This window comes from Treponema primitia, from assembly GCF_046533075.1.
Classification (GTDB): domain Bacteria; phylum Spirochaetota; class Spirochaetia; order Treponematales; family Breznakiellaceae; genus Termitinema; species Termitinema primitia_B.
Genome location: NZ_JAJQRB010000059.1, coordinates 12733 through 30868, shown reverse-complemented (window position 1 = coordinate 30868; position 18136 = coordinate 12733). Strand labels below are relative to the sequence as shown.

The window sequence follows — 18136 nt, the reverse complement described above, 5'->3', positions numbered from 1 at the left end:
TATGGGTGATCCAAAGGGATTTTTAAAGATAAAACGTAAGGTTTCCGCTTACCGGCCCGTGGAAGAGCGGGTGAACGACTACAGTGAAGTAGAAATACTGCTTTCCGACGACGAACGCCGCTTACAGGCTGCCCGGTGTATGGACTGTGGAGTACCATTCTGCCATTGGGCCTGCCCGGTCTCCAACGTGATGCCTGAATGGCAGGACCGCCTCTACCGGGGCGACTGGACCGGCGCCTGGGCGGCCCTGGAATCCATGAACCCCTTTCCGGAATTTACCGGCCGGGTTTGTCCCGCCCTCTGCGAAGCTTCCTGCGTCCTGGGCGCCAACGACGAGCCCGTAACCATCAGACAGAACGAACTTGCCGTCATCGAAAAGGCCTACGAACTGGGTCTGGTGGCGCCGCGTATCCCCCGGGTGCGTAACGGCAAGAAGGTAGCCGTGGTCGGCGCCGGTCCCGCGGGACTTTCCGCCGCCTATTATCTTAACCGGGCGGGCTTCAGCGTTACTGTTTACGAGGGCGCACAAAAACTGGGGGGCTATCTCCGTTACGGCATCCCGGACTTCAAACTGGATAAGAGTTTTATTGACCGGCGTGTCAGGATCATGGAAGCCGAGGGGGTCGAGTTCAAAACCGGCGCCCGGATCGGTTCCGCCCGCTACGGATTCGGCGCAAAGGACGCCGGCGGAGCAGAGGGGGGCAAGGTCATTTCCGCTAAGGAACTGGAATCTTCCTACGATCTGGTGCTCCTTACCATAGGCGCACGGGAGCCCCGGGATGTAAAACTTCCGGGCCGGGAAAATTTCGGCATAGTCCAGGCCCTGGATTTCCTCTCCCTTCAGAACCGTGTCCTGGGCGGCGAAGTTACGGGGCTTGAACCCATCACCGCCTACGGAAAACGGGTGGTGGTTATAGGGGGCGGCGACACCGGCTCTGACTGCGTGGGTACGGCTAACCGTCAGGGGGCCTTAGCGGTTACCCAGATTGAGGTGCTTCCCAAGCCTCCGGAACACCGCCCCGACGCCGAACCCTGGCCGCTGTGGCCCAAGGTCCTCAAGACCTCAAGTTCCCATCTGGAAGGTGGTGAGCGGCTCTGGTCCGTTAACACCAAGTCTTTCACAGGGAATAACGGCAAGGTGAGCGCCATCCGGGCCTGCCGGGTAGACTGGGCCGAAAAGGACGGCCGCTTTACAATGTCCGAAGTAAGCGGTTCAGATTTCGATATCGGCGCAGATTTAGTGCTGCTGGCCATGGGCTTTACCCACGTGGTCCAGAACGGCGCCGTGGCCGACTTCGGCCTGGAACTCGACGAGCGCGGTAATATCCGTACCACGGGCACGTTCCACACATCCAACCCCAAAGTCTGGGCCGCCGGGGATTCCCGAAACGGCGCCAGCCTGGTAGTCCGGGCCATCTCCGACGGCCGTGCGGCTGCGGAGGCGATTATTAAAGCCCTATGATATGTCAGGAGGCGTTATGCGTGTACTTTTAATCAACGGAAGCCCCCATGTTAAGGGTTGTACTTATACCATCCTTGCGGAGGTGGCGGGGCAGATTGAAGCCGCCGGTATTGAGACGGAATTTTTTCATATCGGTGATGGACCTATCCGCGGCTGTACCGGCTGCGGAGGCTGCGCAAAAACAACCCGGTGTATTTACAACGATGATGGGGTAAATGCCTGCGTAGAAAAACTAATCAAATCGGATGGGGTGGTTGTTGGTTCGCCGGTTTATTATGCGGGACCAAATGGCGCCCTCTGCGCCTTTCTGGACCGGCTGTTTTTCAGGAAATCCCAGCTCTTTGCTTTTAAGCCCGCCGCTGCGGTGGTAAACTGCCGCCGGGGCGGGGGGACTGCCGCTTTTGATCGGCTCAATAAATATTTTACCATTTCCCGAATGCCCGTGGTTTCTTCCCAATACTGGAACACCACCCATGGTTTTACCCCCGAGGAAGTACGGCAGGATAAGGAGGGTATGCAGATCATGCGTACCCTGGGAAAGAATATGGCATGGATGCTCAAGGCCATCGCAAAAGAAGGAACCGCCGAAATTACCGCTCAAGAGGAAGATGCCATGCGGACGAACTTTATTCGGTAAGCAGTTTTACTGTTTTTACCGCCGTCCGCGGTGGGGAGCGCCGGAACCTCCATGGGAAGCTTCGGCATAGGTACCGGGGGATGCGGGCTTTATAGTCGGGTCGTTCGGGGTGTTTTGGGAAAAGGCGCAGGCCCGCCGGGCGGCGTCTTCCGGAAGGGTAGCAAAGGCACAGTAATCCTTTACTTCGATGGAGTCCACCAGCCGGCCCGGTACGCCGCCGGCGCGCATCAACAGTCCTGCTACGTCACGGGCGGTGGCGCCATGGCGGCGTCCCAAGCCCACATATACCCGTGCTCCTGTTCCTTGCATGGGGCTTTCACCGCCGTCCTCGCCTCCGTGTCTTACAGCCCCGTGTTTGCCCCGTATGGCGGCCGGTCCGGGCATATTCCGCCTGGGCCCTCCCCCGTGCAAGTGGGACCTTTCGGTGTTCCCCTCCGGATACGCAGCCGGGGCGAATCGTTTGCCTTTGCCCATCCGTTGTTTTACATCCAGTTCCCGCTGGGGGACTTCGGTGAGTTCAGTAATAGTACCGTAGCGGGAGGGGTCCAGCTTTTCCCCAAAGGCCATGGCGATTAGGGCTTCTACCGCAGTTTCCGCGCCCAGCTTTTTTACCAGTTTCCGTCCCAGCCGGGTTTGGGGCAGCGCCGACCCTGCCGGTGTTTCAGCCTGGACCGGCTGCCCTTCTCCGGAACCGAGGCTGCCGGGATCGGCTGCCAAGATATCATTTGCCGCCGGAATAGTATTGCTGATCTCCGGAACAGTATCACTGTCCGGGAGGGTCCCCAGGATGGCGCCCAGGATGCGGTTTTCCAGGGCCTTGGTTACCGACGAAACCGCCGGGGCTTTCATCCAGTTAATCTTACTGCCCAGGGTCCGTTCAATATTGTGTGAAAGGTGGCTGATGCGGCCCCGCTCCGACGGCAGGGCCATGCTGATGGCCGTCCCCCGCCTGCCCGCCCGGCCGGTGCGGCCAATACGGTGGACATAGGTTTCCCGGTCATTGGGGAGGTCCCAGTTAATCACATGGGTAAGCCGCTCTATGTCGAGACCCCGGGCGGCCACATCGGTGGCTACCAGGGCGGAGACTTCCCCGCTCGCAGATCCGTACCGGGCGCGGAAACGCCGCAGGGTCCGTTCCCGGGCTTCCTGGGTAAGGTCGCCGTGGATAGCCTCCGCGGAATAGCCTCCCTCGGTGAGCCGCCGGGATAGTTCATCCGCTCCGGCCTTGGTGGCGCAGAATATCAATCCGTAAAAACTTTCCGCGCTGTCGATAAGACGCCGCAGGGCTTCCAGGCGATCCTCTTTCTTAAGCACCAGATAGTACTGGTCTACCAGGGGCTTTTCGTCATCCGGGGTGGTATCCTCCAGGATATCCACTGCGCCTATATGTTCCCGGACTATTTTCAGGATAGGGTCGGGCATGGTGGCGGAAAAAAGGGCCACCCGGCGATCGCTCTTTACCGATTTGAGGATATGTTCCACATCCTCAAGAAAGCCCATGTCCAGCATTTCGTCCGCTTCGTCCAGGATGAACCAGTCAACAGCGGAAAGGTCCAGGACCTTCCGATCCATGAGGTCCATAACACGTCCCGGTGTACCCACCACAATCTCGGTCCCCCGTTTGAGGTCCAGAATCTGGGTTCTGATTGAAGCCCCGCCGTACACCGCGGTGATCCGGGGTATGGAGGATGATGCCAGGGAGGCGATTTCCTTGGCAACCTGGAGGGCAAGTTCCCGGGTCGGGGTGAGTATCAGCGCCCGGGGTGCGTGGCCGCTCTGCCGCAGCCGTTCCACCAGGGGTATGCCGAAAGCGGCTGTTTTGCCGGTCCCGGTCCGTGCTTTAACGATCAGGTGTCCCTGATCCGCCAGGAGGCGGGGTAGGGCTATGCTCTGTATAGAACTGGGGGCGGTGAATCCCTTGCGGGTCAGGGCCTCTAAAATGTCATCGGATAAACCAAATGAAGAGAAAGGGTGGGCGTCGTCGGTGGTCATATATTCCTTAGGGTTTAATTTCTAGTATATGGTAACATTTGCGGGATTTTCCGTCTAGTGGGCGGGAAATACCCCCGGTTTCTGGGCTATCGGCAAAATCGGGCGTGGGGAGGGGCACACTTGGCTTCATGTGCGTGTAGAGTCTGCTTGCGGAGCCCAGTAGGTCTCCTCCAGCAGGGAATTCCACATACATGAAGCCAAGTGTGCCCCTCCCCACGCCCGCCGGTGCAGGATGGGGGAGCTTTACTGATCTTCCCAGTACCACTCTAGGGCTTGGTTGGAAAAGCCTTCCCGCTTAAGTTGTCCCTTGAGGAAGCGATCCTCACGGAACGAGTTAGCTGTGAGGGGGTGCCTTTTGGATATGAACTTTTGGAGGAGATTGGTTTCTTTTTCAAAATCCAGTATGGCTTTGCAGGCGGATTTGGCAATTTCCCGGCTTATGCCCCTTTGACAGAGGGCGGTGACGAGGCGGAGGGGGCTGTCGGCGCCGCGGTATAAACGGGATTGGATCCAGCGTTCGGCAAAACGGCGGTCATCTACGATTTCCAGGTCCGTAAGGTAGGAGACTGCGGCCCGTACCTGGGAGGACCCGTGACCCCGCTGTTCCAGCTTTCGGGTAATGCCTGCCCGGGTTTGCTCGGCACGGGCTACCAGGCGTAGGGCGGCGCGTTCGGCACGGAAACAGTCTGCGGCAAAACGGAGACTCGTTTCTTCTTCGGGGCTGATTTCTTTGTTAGGGGAAAAATAACCATCACCCTGGAAAGGATGGAGAAGATAGACCGAGTTGAGGGAAAATAAAGAACCATCCGAAAGGCCGATTCGGAGGATTACCGGACCGGCCTTTGTTTCGGTTGTTTTTAATGATGCCACCACCATTGAAGGCGGTCCAAATCTAAGCTTAACGCTTGGAGAACTGGAAGCGGCGGCGGGCGCCGGCTTGACCGTACTTCTTGCGTTCCACCATCCGGGAATCCCGGGTAAGGAAGCCGTTGCTCCGCAGGGCGGTATAGTTAGTCTGGTCAATCTGGCAGAGCGCCCGGGAAAGCCCGTGACGGCATGCACCGGCTTGACCGTTAGGTCCGCCGCCGTAGACATTGATCAGAATGTCAAACTTATTTTCGTTAGCGGTCACCATAAGGGGTTGACGTACCACCATGGCGTGCTCACTGAGGGCAAAATACTGGTTCAGCTCTTTGCCGTTGACCACAATTTTACCATCCCCATCCCGGACATATACCCGGGCAACCGACGTTTTCCGTCGTCCGGTTCCGATACCAAGATTCTTAATCACCTGCATAACCTCTAATTAGTACAGCATCCGCCGTACAGTTTAATCGAAGCGAAACGGAGTTTCGCATTATAACTCAATAGCCTGGGGGTTCTGCGCCGCATGGGGGTGCTCGGTCCCTGCGTAAACCTTGACGTTTTTCCACAGCTTCCGGCCCAGAGGGCCCTTGGGGAGCATACCCTTAATCGCCAGTTCCAGAGGGGATGTCGGGTGCCGGGCGGACAGCTTTTCGTAGGTGACGGTCTTAAGTCCCCCCACATAGCCTGTGTGATGATGATACAGCTTGTTTTGGACCTTTCTACCGGTCACCGTGAGCTTTTCAGCATTAACCACTACCACAAAATCCCCAACTTCCTGGTGGGGAGCATACACAGCCTTTTCTTTTCCCCTGACAATGGAAGCTGCCTTAGCCGCAATCCTGCCGAGAACCTTGCCCTCGGCGTTGATTATAAACCACTTCCGCTCCACATCAGCGGGCTTTACAAATATCGTCTTCATACCCAACCTTCTCATTAATATACGGAGTAAGATAAAATAATCGCACAAAATGGGAAAAAATGTCAAGGCCCCTAATTAGGAATAACCGAAGAAAATCCTACCGCAAAGTCGCAGAAGTCGAAAAAGGAAGGGGGAAAAGGGAGGACTTTTCCTTGAATACTGAATCAGGTAGGGGTTTCTTTTTCTTCTTTTTTTGCCTCCACCCGGTCTTTAATATCCGCAATACCGATAAATACCGCGATGAGGCCGATAAGGGCTGCAAGTACCGGCAAGGCGCCCCGGAGAAAGGCCAATACATCCCCCCACCAGCCAAGGCCCGCTGGAAGAACCGCACAAACCGCCGCGGCAATAATAACAATGCCAAGAATCAACGCTTTCACACACCCTCCAAAAACTAACGGTGAAATTTGCGAATAACCATAACCAAAAACGCGGCTATAAGGAAGCCGGTTGGCAGATTGGACAGTATCAGGGAAGGTAAGGGGATAGAGCCTACCAGGGGTACTGTCCCCTGGGTTATGCCGAACAGACCGAGAATGGAATATACAATTTCGGCATAGGCCGCTATGGTGCCGATAACCATGAGCATCCATGCCATATCCCTGGTTTTTGACCACAGCATGATGGCAAGAAAAGCCGCCAAGGCCCCTAAAAACAGGCGGCTCGATATATAGAGTATCTCCCCAATATCCATGGATACAGTATCATCGGTTGGGGACTAAAATTCAAGGTATGATTTACCGGGGATAGTAAAACCGGTTTACAATATTTTAGGATAATTGTCCAGGGTCTGAAATATCACCTAGCAGTTTTGCCAGCTTGATTTCTTCCCCGGGGGATAAAATTCCCGGCAGAATCAGAGGGTCCTGCGGGGTTGGAGGTAAAAGGAAGTCATGGGCAAGGAAGGTCTTAAATCGTTGAAGGATGTTCTGCTCTTCCTGGGCTTCCCCATAATGAAGGTATATGGAATTACCCTGCCATTTGCTTTGATTCAATGTTTTTTTTATGTGGGGGAAGTTTATTTTTTTTCGTTCCGGGATGACGGTGATGAGATCCCAAAGGCTTCGGGTCGCTACGGTAAGGGAAAGGGGCGAGATGAGATCCGATGGGGGAAAGCCGGGGGCGATGGTGGGTTCCAGGGCCAACACTTGGGGAGCGCCGGGCCAGGGCAGGGGTAGAACCGGGATAAGGATTGGACATTTGGAAAAGGTACCCTCGTCCAGAAAGGGACGCCAAAGAACTGGTCCCGAATTGGGGAGAGTAACCGTGGACAGGGCCGGGTCCGGGAAAGGGACGCTATCGGGGATGGGATACCCGCCTTGAACTAAGGCCCGGCGGAGGGATGCTTCGCCGGTATAGAGCCGGAAGATGCGGCTGGGGAGCAATTGAGAGAGGGCTTTGATGAAGCGCTTTTCCTGGGGGTTGGGGAGGGGGGCAAAAAGGCCGCGCTGGGCGGTGTTTTTCAAGGTCCGGAGAAATCCCGCCGGTGTATGGCCCAGTATTGCTGCGCCCCCGTACTGCCAGAGGTCAACCAGGCGGCGGCCATCCTGGGTGTAGAGGCGGAAGTCCCGGGCACGGAGTATGGGCGGGACGAGGCGTAACAGGGTTTCGTTAATCATCATTACCTATCTTCGTATACCTTGAGCTTTGGCGGAGGCTGAGGAAGTGGGTATCTTTACCGGTTTCAAATTTGACCCGGATTACCGGCCCCTCATCACTTTCCCGGATTTCGGTTACCGCGCCGTAACCCTGATCATCGTGGAATACCCGGTCTCCTACTTTCCACCGGCCATCTGAGGAGGAGACGGGCTTTCGGACCATAGGTCCGGTCCCGGGTCCCTGGTCTGTAAGCTCCCGGCCTTCAAAGCCGAAGGGAGGTTTTCCTATGATTCTCAGAACATTTTTATCCGCCTCGCCAATAAAAAGGGACGGCTTCATGGGCATGGTACGGCCAAACATGCGGCGCATGGCGCAGGAAGTCAGATAGAGTTCATCCATGGCCCTGGTGGCGCCCACGTAGAAGAGCCGGCGTTCCTCCTCCAGGTCATCTCCGACCTTGTCGTCCCGGGGGAAGACCCCCTGTTCAATGCCGGTCATGATTACCCGGCGGAATTCCAGGCCCTTGGTATTGTGCACCGTGATTAGCGTTACTACACCATTTTCACCTTCATCCCCGGTTTCCTTTTCTATGGAACGATCCAACTCAATATGTTCCAGGAATTCCAAGAGCCCGGCCCGGGTAGCGGGATAAATACTCGCCGCATTGGCCAGTTCCTGGAGATTGCCGATACGCTGAAATCCGGTGATATCGTCGTGGGTCAGGTGGTATTCCCCAATCCCCGAATCCTCAATGAGCCGCACTACGCAGAGCGAGAGCCCCTCACCGGCGCTTAGGCCTTCCCTTTTGCTGCCCTTAGGGGGGCGTTTTTTCCCATCGGCTGCTTCCGCAGTTTTTTTATTAAAAAACAGAATGTTGTTGTTTTCATCGCTTGCTTCCACAGTATTTCTATTAAACATCAGAATATTGTTGTCCCCGTCACTCTCCGGCGATACCGGTTCCAGCATGGACAGTCCCCCCTCTAGGGCTTTGAAGAAGGCGGAAACCCCGGCGCGGGCTTTGGTAGGCAGGGTCGGTAAGATCCGCCGGACCGCTTCGGCCAGGTCCCCTGCGGCTTCTCCCACGATGCGGTCCACCGTGGCGGGTCCAACGCCCCGGGCCGGTTTGTTCACCACCCGGCGGAAGGCGATTTCATCCCGGGGGTTCACCAGGAAGGAGAGCAGGGCCAGGGCGTCCTTTATTTCTTCCCGCTCGTAGAACTTGAGGGACCCCACTACCCGGTAGGGAATACGGCGCCGGAGAAATTCGGTTTCGAAGCCAAGGGACTGGGCGTTGGTACGATAGAGTATGGCCCAGTCGGAGTAGGCCGCAGCTTTTTTATTCACGGATTTTTCGATCAGCTCTGCGCAGAATTCCGCTTCCGTATCCTGATCCGGAAGGAAGGCCAGGGTTGGTGTTTTACCGGTCCCCCGATGAGAGACCAGGGTTTTCCCCAGACGGCCTTCGTTTTTGTTTACCACCGAAGACGCCAGATCCAGGATGGGGGAAAAGGACCGGTAGTTTCGTTCCAGCCGGATGATATCGGCGCCGGCAAAGCGGTCGGGGAATTCCAGGATGTTCCGTACCTCCGCCCCGCGGAAACGGTAGATGGACTGATCGTCATCCCCCACTACACAAATATACGTGGCGGGCCCGCAGAGTTCCTTCAGTAATTCAAACTGGGCGATGTTTGAGTCCTGGTATTCATCCACCAGGATCACAGAGAAACGGTCATGGAAACGCCGGGCTACCTCGGGGTTTGCGCGCAGTATTTCTACGGGCTTCTTGATCAGGTCCCCAAAATCCACATTGCCGATCCGGGCCAGCTTATCTTCGTATTGGGTATAGTAGCGGCGAAATTCCGGGTGGAAATCTATCAGGTCCAGATCCGGGTCTTCCGGGGAGAGGAAATAATCCTTAGCCCGGGCGATGGAGTGGGCGATCTGTTTTAGCTCCGCCTTGGGGAGATCCTCCAGGAGGGGGAGGGTGGCGAGCAGTGCGACCGAGTCATCATCATCATAGATGACAAAGTTGGAACCCAGGCTTCCCAGGTTTCCGTTGCGGCGGAGGAACCATGCGCCGAAGGAGTGGAAGGTCCGCAGCATGGCAAGGCCGGCCCGGTCGTCAATGAGCTGCGCCCGTCCGGCCATTTCCCGGGCAGCCTTGTTCGTAAAGGTAAGCGCCAGGATGGAAAACGGGTCCGCCCCCTGTTCCCGGATAAGCCAGGCAATTTTGGTGGTAATCACCCGGGTCTTTCCCGAACCGGCCCCGGCGAGGATGAGGAGGGGATGCATAAGGGCATCCCCTGCGGCCTTCCCGGTATGGAGCACCGCTTGGCGCTGTTCCGGGTTGAGGGCTTCCAGATAGGGGGGTATCATGACGGGCACAGTTCCAAATCAAAGCCCGCACGGGCGAATACCCGGCCCTGGATGAAGGCGCCCGGTGTCAGCGGATGGTCCGAGCGTATTACTGTGGAACCGTCAACCTCCGGGGCCTGGCAGTAGAGCCGGCCCAGATGGATGGTTTCGTCCACCGCCTCCTCTACCAGGACTTCCATGGTCCGCCCAACGAAACGATCCATCCGTCTTTCGGTGATCACCGTCTGCTGTTCTTCGATCAGGGCTTTCCGCTGGGCCGCAGTTTTCTTGGCGATCCGGGGTTTCATATCATAGGCAGGGGTGTCTTCTTCCCGGGAATAGGTAAAGACCCCAACCCAATCCAGTTCCGCCCGGGCCTGGAAATCCAGCAATTCCCGGAAGTCCTCTTCGGTTTCCCCGGGGAAGCCCGTAAGGAAGGTGGAACGGATCACCGCTTCCGGGAGAACGCTGCGGATTTCCGCTATCAGGGAAAGGTAGGCGGCGGCGTCCCCCCGGCGGTTCATGGCGCGGAGTATTTTAGCGGAACCATGCTGGAAAGGGAGGTCGAAATAGGGAAGAAAACGTTTGTCCCGTCGGCAGATCTCCAGGATGGGCCGGGGGAAATTATCCGGATGTATGTAGAGAAGCCGTACCCAGAAATGATCCTCCAGGGCGGACAGGGCTTCCAATAGTGCCGGTAGTGGCGCTGCCGTATCGAGACCGTAGGAACCCAAGTCCTGGCCGATAAGGCAAAGTTCCCGGATACCCCGATTCAGGAGCCGGCGGCATTCATCCAAGACCTGTGGTATGGGCCGGGAATGTTGGGGGCCCCGTATGCCCGGGATGGCGCAGAAGGAACAGCGGTTATTGCAGCCTTCGGATATTTTGACATAGGCCTGCCCGGGCAGAGAAAGGAGGGGACGCTCTCCTAATAGGGGAGCGGTTTCTTCATTACCGTTTACGAATAATTCCCCATTGTCTATTCCGGTAACAGTGTTCGCAGTTTTAGTGATGGCAGCAAGGTCGGTATTGCCGAAAAGGGCATCCGCTTCCGGAAGGGAATCGGCCAGCTCCTTTGGATAGCGCTGGGCCAGGCATCCGGCAAGGAGGATCTTCTTATGGGGATACTGCTTGCGGTACGCCAGGACGGCGTTGATCGATTCCTGCTTGGCGCTTTCGATAAACCCGCAGGAATTGATGATGATAAGGTCGGCGCCGGAAGCATCCTCCGCCTGGGACCAGTTTGCCCGATCCAGAACGGCCATCATGGTTTCTGCGTCCACTTGGTTTTTTACACAGCCAAAGGGATCGAGAAAGTAGCTTGCCACCGTTAATCGATCCGGATCTGAGCCAGGCGGAACCGGCCATCGTCGTCCCGGACCCAGCGAATATCTGTTACCACTACTTCCCCGGCGCCGCCGATTTCCAGGACTTTCGTTTCTCCGGCAACTATGACCTGGAGTTTTACCGCCGTGGCGTTGGACACCCAGATGCGAATACCGTTTTTGGCCTGGATATCCAGCTCATTGGTCCTGACAAAATACTGTTCCTGTCTATCCGGCCGGTCCGGTTCCCGGAGTAATTCCCAACGGAACATGCAATAACCCTGGAATGACGCCTGGAGAGTAAACGGGTAAGCATTGGCGGATTTAAAAATTTCTTTAATATTAGAAGCATTGTTGGCAGTGATGTCATTTCCGGTACCGGCAGGCGTCGACAGAATTTCTTCGTTTCTGATATTCTCGCTGATTATCCCCATATCAGAATTGATATCAAACCGGAGCCGGACTCCCAAGGAAGGATCGTTCCGCACAAAATCCTGTACGCCTACCCGGATATCATCCAATCCGTCGCTGTTGATATCTATGCTTCTCTCCTGGCCTAAATCCAGAATTACATTTCCCATGGGCGCCGCGAGGGTTACCGCTTCTCCCAAATTGAAAAGGGTGATTTTATACTGATTTCCCCCCAGGGGGATCAGAATAGAGTCTCCACGATAGAATCGCTGTTCGAGGAAACTGCCCTCCAGGGTATACGCCACTAAGGGACGTTCCGCCGTTTTCGCGGTATTTGCTTTCCATGGGATACGCATAAAGAAATACACCCCGCCGCCTACCACCGCTACACCCGCAAGGATCAGGAAGACGGTGAGTAGTATCTTTGGCAGTTTTGACGGGGACTTGAGCAGCTGCTCCACCGGGATGGGCTGTTCCTGAATCTTCCACGCCCGGTACATGGCAAGCAATTCATTCACATCAAGGCCCAGATATTCGCCGTAGTTTCTTAAAAAACCCAGCAGATAGGGTTCTCCGGGGAACACCGAAAAATTTTCGGTTTCCAGAGCTTCCAAATACCGGGTGGCGATATTAGTTTCCCGGCCTATATAATCAAAGGTATATCCTTTACTTTCGCGGGTAGTTCTTAACTTATCCCCCAGGGACTCCACAGAATTCCTCCTCCGATTCGTTAATAAAACTAATCGGTATCACTAAATAGAAAATTATTATAATTGTTAGCCGAAGCAGGGGAATCGTAAATAAACCGCTGCTCCGGAATTCCTTGATTGATCTTTATATCGGAAAAATCGAACCGGACCAGGACTTCTGCGATGGTTCTCCCGGTGATACGCCGTATCAACCGGGTAGTGGGATTGATGCTCAGGATAATCTCCCGGAACCCTTCGGAGACAGACCGCCGGGAAAGGCGCAGGCTTACTACCATTTCATCGGACCCGGTCTCCAGGGGCACGGGGTCCGGGCCGGTGACAAAGGAAGGAATATAATTACGCCTTAGCAGGGCCAGCCCCTGGGCGCTTGCCAGGTTGGCCCCCGCAGACCCGGAGTACCTGCGGCTGGGGGTAATGGACTGGTTCAGGGTGGCCCGGTATTCGGGCAGGTATATGGTCAACATTTCCCCGTTAAAGGCAATAACCTGTTCCATGGGCTTCGTAAAATCGATGCGCAGAAAGGACGGGGCAAGATGGCTCACGGTTCCGAACATCTCGGTATTGCCTGAATGGATAACGATCCGGGCTTCATAGTCCCGAATGCTGCCGTAACGCTCGGAAACCATCTCCAGGTACCGTTCGGCGGTTATAATTTCCTGGGCGGACACCCTAAAAAGGCCAATTAAGCACAAAAATAAGATAAAAACTCGATTCTTCACTATTATATACTAGCCAAGGGGAGCAAAAAACGCAAGGGGGAAGGACCGGAATTCAAAATTCAACCACGGACGAGGGCCATTATTGCCTGGGTAAAATGGTATAGCTGAATTTGGCGGTCGCCACGGGACGGATTTCGACTCGGTCGCCGGAAGCCGGGCCGCCTGAGGCTTCCACAAGGATGCCCCGGGCAATGACGGAACCGGAGACGGGGGCGCTGCCCCGGGTGTTGCTCTGGGTAAGCGTAAAGGGCCTTTCGTAGGCCGCGACCAGGATGTACTCTTCGCCGTAGGGCTGGGTCATCCTGAACCGGGTATTATCCGGTATGCGCCGTGTTTCCCCTGCATTGATGGAGTTGTTGTCCTGCGCAACGGTTGGGTAAATGACCTGGGCGTTTCCCTCCACGTCAATATGGGTTATCTTAAAGTAACAGTTTCTTTCAGCGTAAATGCGCAGGGTCATAAATTCATCATCGTAATAAACGCCGTCCAAATCGTCGGGGGTGACCGTAAAGGTAAAGGCATTGTTCCTGCCGTCGTAGAGGGCAATGGCCGCCTGTTTGGCGTCAAACTCCGCCTGGGAAATGACCGCATTATTTTTAAGGGGCAGCACCGAAAGGTTCCTTTTACCCAGTTCATCCGCGGGGATGACAAATTTGGCGGAGCCGAGGACGGCGCTGTCACGGGCGGTGGAAATGAGCTGGAGGGAGACCTCCGCGTCCCTGCCCTGGGGGGAGAAGCTCCCCACCACCAGGCTCTGCACTGCCGCCCCCGGCCCTTCAACGGCTATGCCCCGCCGGTCTACCGATGCTGCGGCAAATTCGCTGCTCACACTATCACTGACGATAAGGTACTTTTCCTGCTGCCGGGAGGCGCTGATAGCTATGTTGCGTTTCAGATAATCCGAAAGGCTCGTTACGGTTCCGCCGCCGTTAAGACTTATCCTGCCTATGCCTACTTTCAAGCGCTGGTTGACATTCCGGCCCATGGCCGCCACTGCCCGGTCGATTTCCGCGTCCAGCCCGTTTTGGGCGCCGGAACCTGAGTCCAGTAAGCCGGTCAACCGGGTATCGGGGCGCACATTCAGGGCGCGCATACTGCTGCTGGCGTGTTCAACATCGGTGGCGTAGATCACCAGGCGGTATTCGTTGCCCAGCCGGGTCATACGCCCGTAGACGATGGTCTGGGGACCGTAATGCTGCCCGATGGACCGGGCGGATTCATCGCTGACTTCCCCCGAAGCCTGGTAGTTCAGTTCCGCGCGTATCTGTTCCAGGTTCCGCCGGTCTACCATGACAAAGCTTTTTGCGTTTTCAAAATTGTTCCACAGTTCTTCAAAAATATAGTCGGAGATGTTTTTGGTTTCCGCTTCAAATCCGGTGATTGCCAGGTTGGAACCTTTGGGTAGTTTTTCGGAAAAATAGGCTGACGCATCGGAGATGGCGGCGTCCAGGGTCAGGCTGTTTTCGGAATAGACCGGAGCGGGAGCAGGCGCGGAGTCCGGGACAGCGGACTTTTGGGAGGCGCAGGCGGCCAGGGTTAAGACTGTTATACTTAGTAATACTGCGAATTTTTTCATGAAACGCTCCTTAATTATTTTTGCACAATGGGAAAATCGAAGAAAAATTTTGTATCCAGGCGCGGATGCTGCCTGCCGCCGGTAATGCGGGTAACTTCCTGCAATACATAATCGCTTAACTGTACCATTGTTAAAGTTCCCGTTTGCCGCTGCGCTGTCCCCGTCACCCCCTGAATGATGCTGTAGGTGTAGGCCCCGTGGGAGTTCCACCGGATAGATTTCGGGTCATCCTCATAGGAGAACTCGTTACCCTGGCTCGAAGCAAACACCACCGCATTGCTGTTCATAAGGGCGCGTATCATCTGGGCGCTGTCAACACCGCCGGATTGGCAGGCGTCTATGAACACGAGCCGGTTCCCCGGAGCGTCCAGCACGGTGAGCAGTTCGTCGTTGACAATAACCCTCGAACGGTCGGCGGTGATGTTCGCATAGGAAACGGTATTTCCTACCTGGTTAGTAATTCTGTCGGCGGAGAGAACCGCATCGCGGGGGAGGAAGCAGAAGGTTCCGGCCCTGTCTATGATGCCATGGCCCGCCAAAAAGAGCAATACCACATCACGGGGACCGGCTTGTTCGAGAAACTTCAGATTATCGCGGATATTCGCGGCGGTGGGCGTCATGGTCCCGCCATCGGCAATGAGCAGGCCGTTTACTTTGCCGTAACGTTTGCCCTCCTGTAATTTGAAGGTGTCGATGATGGTCTTTGCGTCATTGGCGCAGAAGTTCAGGTTGGCCAAGCCGGGCAAACGCGGTGTGCCAGCGTTGTCGTACTGGTTTACGCCGATGGCAAGTATCCACAGGTTCGGCAGGCTCGGCTTTTGATTACCCGCCGTCCATGTTACTGTGCTTGTCTTTTGCTCATAGGCGTTATCGTTGAAGGCAACCACGTCTATGGTGTTTTCACCGGGGTCAAGGTTGACGGTAAACTGAAACTGAACACTCTTTGTGTCACCCGTAACGCCGAGGCTGGCCTTCTCCACAGTGAGGGCGGAACTGCCGGTAACGGTTTTGAACTCGTCCCGCCCCACAAGCCGCCCATTCACCATGACCTTGATGTTTCTGATGGGCTGGTTCCGGTCGGCAACAGAAACCGCCAGCGTTGCTGTGCCGGTTGCGGTGGTTTGGCCGCTTACCGGGGATTGTATGGTAACAGTAGGCGGGATCATGGCGGCTGCGTTCTGTATGTTGGCCGTCTTGCCCGTGAGGAACTCCGCGCCGCTTTCGCCCGCAAGACGGGCCTGGATGAGCTGCGGGTTGTAGAAGGTTTCGCTGAACTGGTCGATACCGTAGACTTCGTTGCCAACACGCACGTTGAGGTAGCGGTCGCCGCGGGGGGAAGCCTGGTAGTAGCCGTCCGGGGTGATGCAGACCCACTCGCCATTAATAGCGGAGGCTTGTTCTACGGTTTCCACGGTGAGGCCCCGGGAAGCGGCGGCGAGGCCTGAGTCCGCACCGGTGAAGGCGACTAACTGGGTGATTTCTTTGCCGGTGGCAGCGTCCCAGATGCGGGTAGTACCGTCTGCAGAACCGGAGATAATTTGCTTGCCATCGAGACTGAAGGCAACTGAATTAACAGGATAGCTATGTCCTGAAAAGGTACGTAGCTCACGTCCGCTCTCCGCATCCCACAGCTTGATGGTATTATCCCATGAACCGGAGATTATCCACTTGCCGCTGGGACTAAAGGCGACCGAATTAACGCCGTCATTATGGCCTGAAAGGGTTTGCAATTCACGTCCTATTTCTGCATCCCATAGCTTGATGGTCCCATCCTTTGAACCGGAAATAATCCGCCTGCCATCAGGACTGAAGGCGACCGAATTAACACCGTCATTATGGCCTGAAAGGGTACGCAACTCACGCCCTGTTTCCATGTCCCATATTTTGACGGTTTTATCCGATGAACCGGAGATAATCCACCTGTCATCGGGACTAATGGCGACTGAACTAACACTGCCATTATGGTCTGAAAGGGTGTACAGCTCGCGCCCCGATTCTGCATCCCATAGCTTGATAGTCCTATCCTTTGAACCGGAGATTATTCGTCTACCGTCGGAGCTGAAGGCGACAGAGTGAACGAAGGCGCTATGCCCTGAAAAGGTACGTAACCTGCGCCCCGATTCCGCATCCAGCACTTCAACTGTATAATGTGAACCGGAGATAATCCGTTTATCGTCAGGGCTGAATGCGACCGAGCGAATTAGACTACCCTGATGTCCAAAAAGAGTACGCAGCTCGCGCCCTGTTTCTGTGTCCCACACTTTGATGTCAAAATTCATAGAACTAGAGATTATCCGTTTACCATCGTGACTGGAAGCGACAGAATAAATCTCGTTACAATTTTTTTTAGAAAAAGAACGTAGTTTATTATAGGTATCAGTGTCCCACATTTGGAAGTTATATCCGGCATCGAATATAAACCATCTGCCATCATTTAATTTAATATAACCACTCTCACTATATGTATGGGTTTGCAGCTCACGTCCTGTTTCAGCATCCCATGCCTTGATGGTAACAGTACCAGAACCAGAGATCCTCCTGCCGTCGGGACTAACGGCGACTACTTTAACCGCTTCCGGATGGCCTGAAAAAGTACGCAGCTCGCTCCCCGTTTCCGCATCCCATATCTTGACAGTTTTATCCGATGAACCGGAGATTACCCGCCTGCCATCGGGACTAACGGCGACTGAATTAACGGCTTTACTATGGCCTGAAAGGGTACGCAGCTCGCTTCCTGTTTCCGCATCCCATATCTTGATGGTATTATCAGATGAACCGGAGATTATCCGTCTGCTATCGGGACTAAAGGTGACTGACATAATGTTTTCACTATGGCCTGAAAGAGTACGTAGCTCGCGCCCGGTTTCCATGTCCCATACCTTGATGGTTCTGGCATTAGAACCGGAGATAATCCGCTTGCCATCGGGGCTGACGGCAACTAAAGTAAATTGGGTACCATGCCTTGAAAGGGTACGCAGCTCACGCCCGGTTTCTGCGTCCCACACCTTGATGGTACCATAAGAACCGGAAATAATCCGCCTGCTATCGGGACTATAGGCAACTGCCTCAACAATGCTGCTATGGCCTGAAAGAGTACGCAGCTCACGCCTGGTTTCCACGTCCCATATCTTGATGGTTTTATCAAATGAACCGGAGACAATATGCTTACCGTCAGGACTAAAGGCGAATGACCAAATTGACCCACTATGTCCCAGCTGCGGGAACACCGTCACGTCCTGGGCCGGGTCTTCCACTTCCAGCCCCCGCGCGCGCGCCGGAGATGCTTCTTCAGACCTTGCCGCGCTTCCTGCAGACGCCGCCGTATCCGCCGCTTTCACCGGGCCAGTCGTCCGCGCCGCCGCGCCCCCCGCACAGGCCGCCAGAGCCGCCGCAAGCGCCACGCCCACGAGTATCCGCAAGCCCCAAGAGCGTACTTTCACCATGCCGTCCCCTTTTTGCGTCCGATTACGGGATTATAGCATAGGATAGGCGCTTTGGGAAGTTTTTTTGCAGACATAGGGGGGGCTTTGGCTCCATCGTGATGTCGAAATAGGCGCTAGGCGC

The 18136-nt window shown here is 55.4% G+C and carries 15 protein-coding genes; 2 read left to right on the top strand and 13 right to left on the bottom strand.

Annotated elements, in window-relative coordinates; genetic code table 11:
- Position 1 precedes the first annotated feature (1 nt).
- Together LQZ19_RS12485 and LQZ19_RS12480 are read left to right on the top strand one after the other, a co-directional pair.
- Positions 2–1462, top strand: a complete 1461-nt coding sequence (locus tag LQZ19_RS12485) for a glutamate synthase subunit beta (protein WP_411048000.1) — start codon at positions 2–4, stop codon at positions 1460–1462.
- A 16-nt stretch (positions 1463–1478) separates the two neighbouring features.
- Complete coding sequence (locus LQZ19_RS12480) at positions 1479–2099, top strand: flavodoxin family protein (RefSeq protein WP_411047999.1); 621 nt, start codon at positions 1479–1481, stop codon at positions 2097–2099.
- A 15-nt stretch (positions 2100–2114) separates the two neighbouring features.
- Here the strand turns inward: LQZ19_RS12480 and LQZ19_RS12475 are convergent, their stop codons facing one another.
- The 13 genes from LQZ19_RS12475 to LQZ19_RS12415 all read right to left on the bottom strand — a co-directional run bounded on the left by LQZ19_RS12475 (position 2115) and on the right by LQZ19_RS12415 (position 18015).
- Complete coding sequence (locus LQZ19_RS12475) at positions 2115–4091, bottom strand: DEAD/DEAH box helicase (protein WP_411047998.1); 1977 nt, start codon at positions 4089–4091, stop codon at positions 2115–2117.
- A gap of 243 nt (positions 4092–4334) precedes the next feature.
- Complete coding sequence (locus tag LQZ19_RS12470) at positions 4335–4967, bottom strand: regulatory protein RecX (RefSeq protein ID WP_411047997.1); 633 nt, start codon at positions 4965–4967, stop codon at positions 4335–4337.
- Positions 4968–4989: 22 nt separating this feature from the next.
- Complete coding sequence (gene rpsI, locus LQZ19_RS12465; RefSeq protein ID WP_411048009.1) at positions 4990–5382, bottom strand: 30S ribosomal protein S9; 393 nt, start codon at positions 5380–5382, stop codon at positions 4990–4992.
- 66 nt (positions 5383–5448) lie between these two features.
- Positions 5449–5877, bottom strand: coding sequence for a 50S ribosomal protein L13 (gene rplM / locus LQZ19_RS12460; RefSeq protein WP_411047996.1), 429 nt, complete (start codon positions 5875–5877; stop codon positions 5449–5451).
- A 164-nt stretch (positions 5878–6041) separates the two neighbouring features.
- Positions 6042–6257 carry a hypothetical protein gene (locus LQZ19_RS12455; RefSeq protein WP_411047995.1) on the bottom strand — a complete coding sequence of 72 codons (216 nt, stop codon included), beginning with the start codon at positions 6255–6257 and terminating at the stop codon, positions 6042–6044.
- A gap of 14 nt (positions 6258–6271) precedes the next feature.
- Positions 6272–6571 (bottom strand): hypothetical protein, encoded by a 300-nt coding sequence (locus tag LQZ19_RS12450; RefSeq protein ID WP_411047994.1) that lies wholly within the window; start codon positions 6569–6571, stop codon positions 6272–6274.
- A gap of 76 nt (positions 6572–6647) precedes the next feature.
- The gene (locus tag LQZ19_RS12445; protein ID WP_411047993.1) at positions 6648–7499 is read right to left on the bottom strand and encodes a hypothetical protein; all 852 of its coding nucleotides are present in this window, start codon (positions 7497–7499) and stop codon (positions 6648–6650) included.
- Positions 7489–9852 carry an ATP-dependent helicase gene (locus LQZ19_RS12440; protein ID WP_411047992.1) on the bottom strand — a complete coding sequence of 788 codons (2364 nt, stop codon included), beginning with the start codon at positions 9850–9852 and terminating at the stop codon, positions 7489–7491. Before LQZ19_RS12440 ends, LQZ19_RS12445 begins: the two co-directional genes overlap by 11 nt.
- Complete coding sequence (gene rimO / locus LQZ19_RS12435) at positions 9849–11099, bottom strand: 30S ribosomal protein S12 methylthiotransferase RimO (RefSeq protein ID WP_411048008.1); 1251 nt, start codon at positions 11097–11099, stop codon at positions 9849–9851. The genes LQZ19_RS12440 and rimO overlap by 4 nt, the downstream gene beginning before the upstream one ends.
- A 62-nt stretch (positions 11100–11161) precedes the next feature.
- Positions 11162–12277, bottom strand: a complete 1116-nt coding sequence (locus LQZ19_RS12430; RefSeq protein WP_411047991.1) for a helix-turn-helix domain-containing protein — start codon at positions 12275–12277, stop codon at positions 11162–11164.
- 29 nt (positions 12278–12306) lie between these two features.
- A complete protein-coding gene (locus LQZ19_RS12425; RefSeq protein ID WP_411047990.1) occupies positions 12307–12969 on the bottom strand; it encodes a LolA family protein in 663 nt (220 codons plus the stop codon).
- Between the two features lie 106 nt (positions 12970–13075).
- Positions 13076–14572 (bottom strand): DUF4384 domain-containing protein, encoded by a 1497-nt coding sequence (locus LQZ19_RS12420; protein ID WP_411047989.1) that lies wholly within the window; start codon positions 14570–14572, stop codon positions 13076–13078.
- Positions 14573–14586: 14 nt separating this feature from the next.
- Positions 14587–18015, bottom strand: coding sequence for a caspase family protein (locus tag LQZ19_RS12415; RefSeq protein ID WP_411047988.1), 3429 nt, complete (start codon positions 18013–18015; stop codon positions 14587–14589).
- Positions 18016–18136: the final 121 nt, after the last annotated feature.

Bases quoted from the DNA above. Each gene is read 5' to 3' on its own strand.
- LQZ19_RS12450 (WP_411047994.1), bottom strand. From the start codon at position 6,571: ATGGATATTGGGGAGATACTCTATATATCGAGCCGCCTGTTTTTAGGG.
- rplM (WP_411047996.1), bottom strand. From the start codon at position 5,877: ATGAAGACGATATTTGTAAAGCCCGCTGATGTGGAGCGGAAGTGGTTT.
- LQZ19_RS12470 (WP_411047997.1), bottom strand. From the start codon at position 4,967: ATGGTGGTGGCATCATTAAAAACAACCGAAACAAAGGCCGGTCCGGTA.
- LQZ19_RS12485 (WP_411048000.1), top strand. From the start codon at position 2: ATGGGTGATCCAAAGGGATTTTTAAAGATAAAACGTAAGGTTTCCGCT.
- LQZ19_RS12440 (WP_411047992.1), bottom strand. From the start codon at position 9,852: ATGATACCCCCCTATCTGGAAGCCCTCAACCCGGAACAGCGCCAAGCG.
- LQZ19_RS12480 (WP_411047999.1), top strand. From the start codon at position 1,479: ATGCGTGTACTTTTAATCAACGGAAGCCCCCATGTTAAGGGTTGTACT.
- LQZ19_RS12415 (WP_411047988.1), bottom strand. From the start codon at position 18,015: ATGGTGAAAGTACGCTCTTGGGGCTTGCGGATACTCGTGGGCGTGGCG.
- rimO (WP_411048008.1), bottom strand. From the start codon at position 11,099: ATGATGGCCGTTCTGGATCGGGCAAACTGGTCCCAGGCGGAGGATGCT.
- LQZ19_RS12475 (WP_411047998.1), bottom strand. From the start codon at position 4,091: ATGACCACCGACGACGCCCACCCTTTCTCTTCATTTGGTTTATCCGAT.
- LQZ19_RS12445 (WP_411047993.1), bottom strand. From the start codon at position 7,499: ATGATGATTAACGAAACCCTGTTACGCCTCGTCCCGCCCATACTCCGT.
- LQZ19_RS12420 (WP_411047989.1), bottom strand. From the start codon at position 14,572: ATGAAAAAATTCGCAGTATTACTAAGTATAACAGTCTTAACCCTGGCC.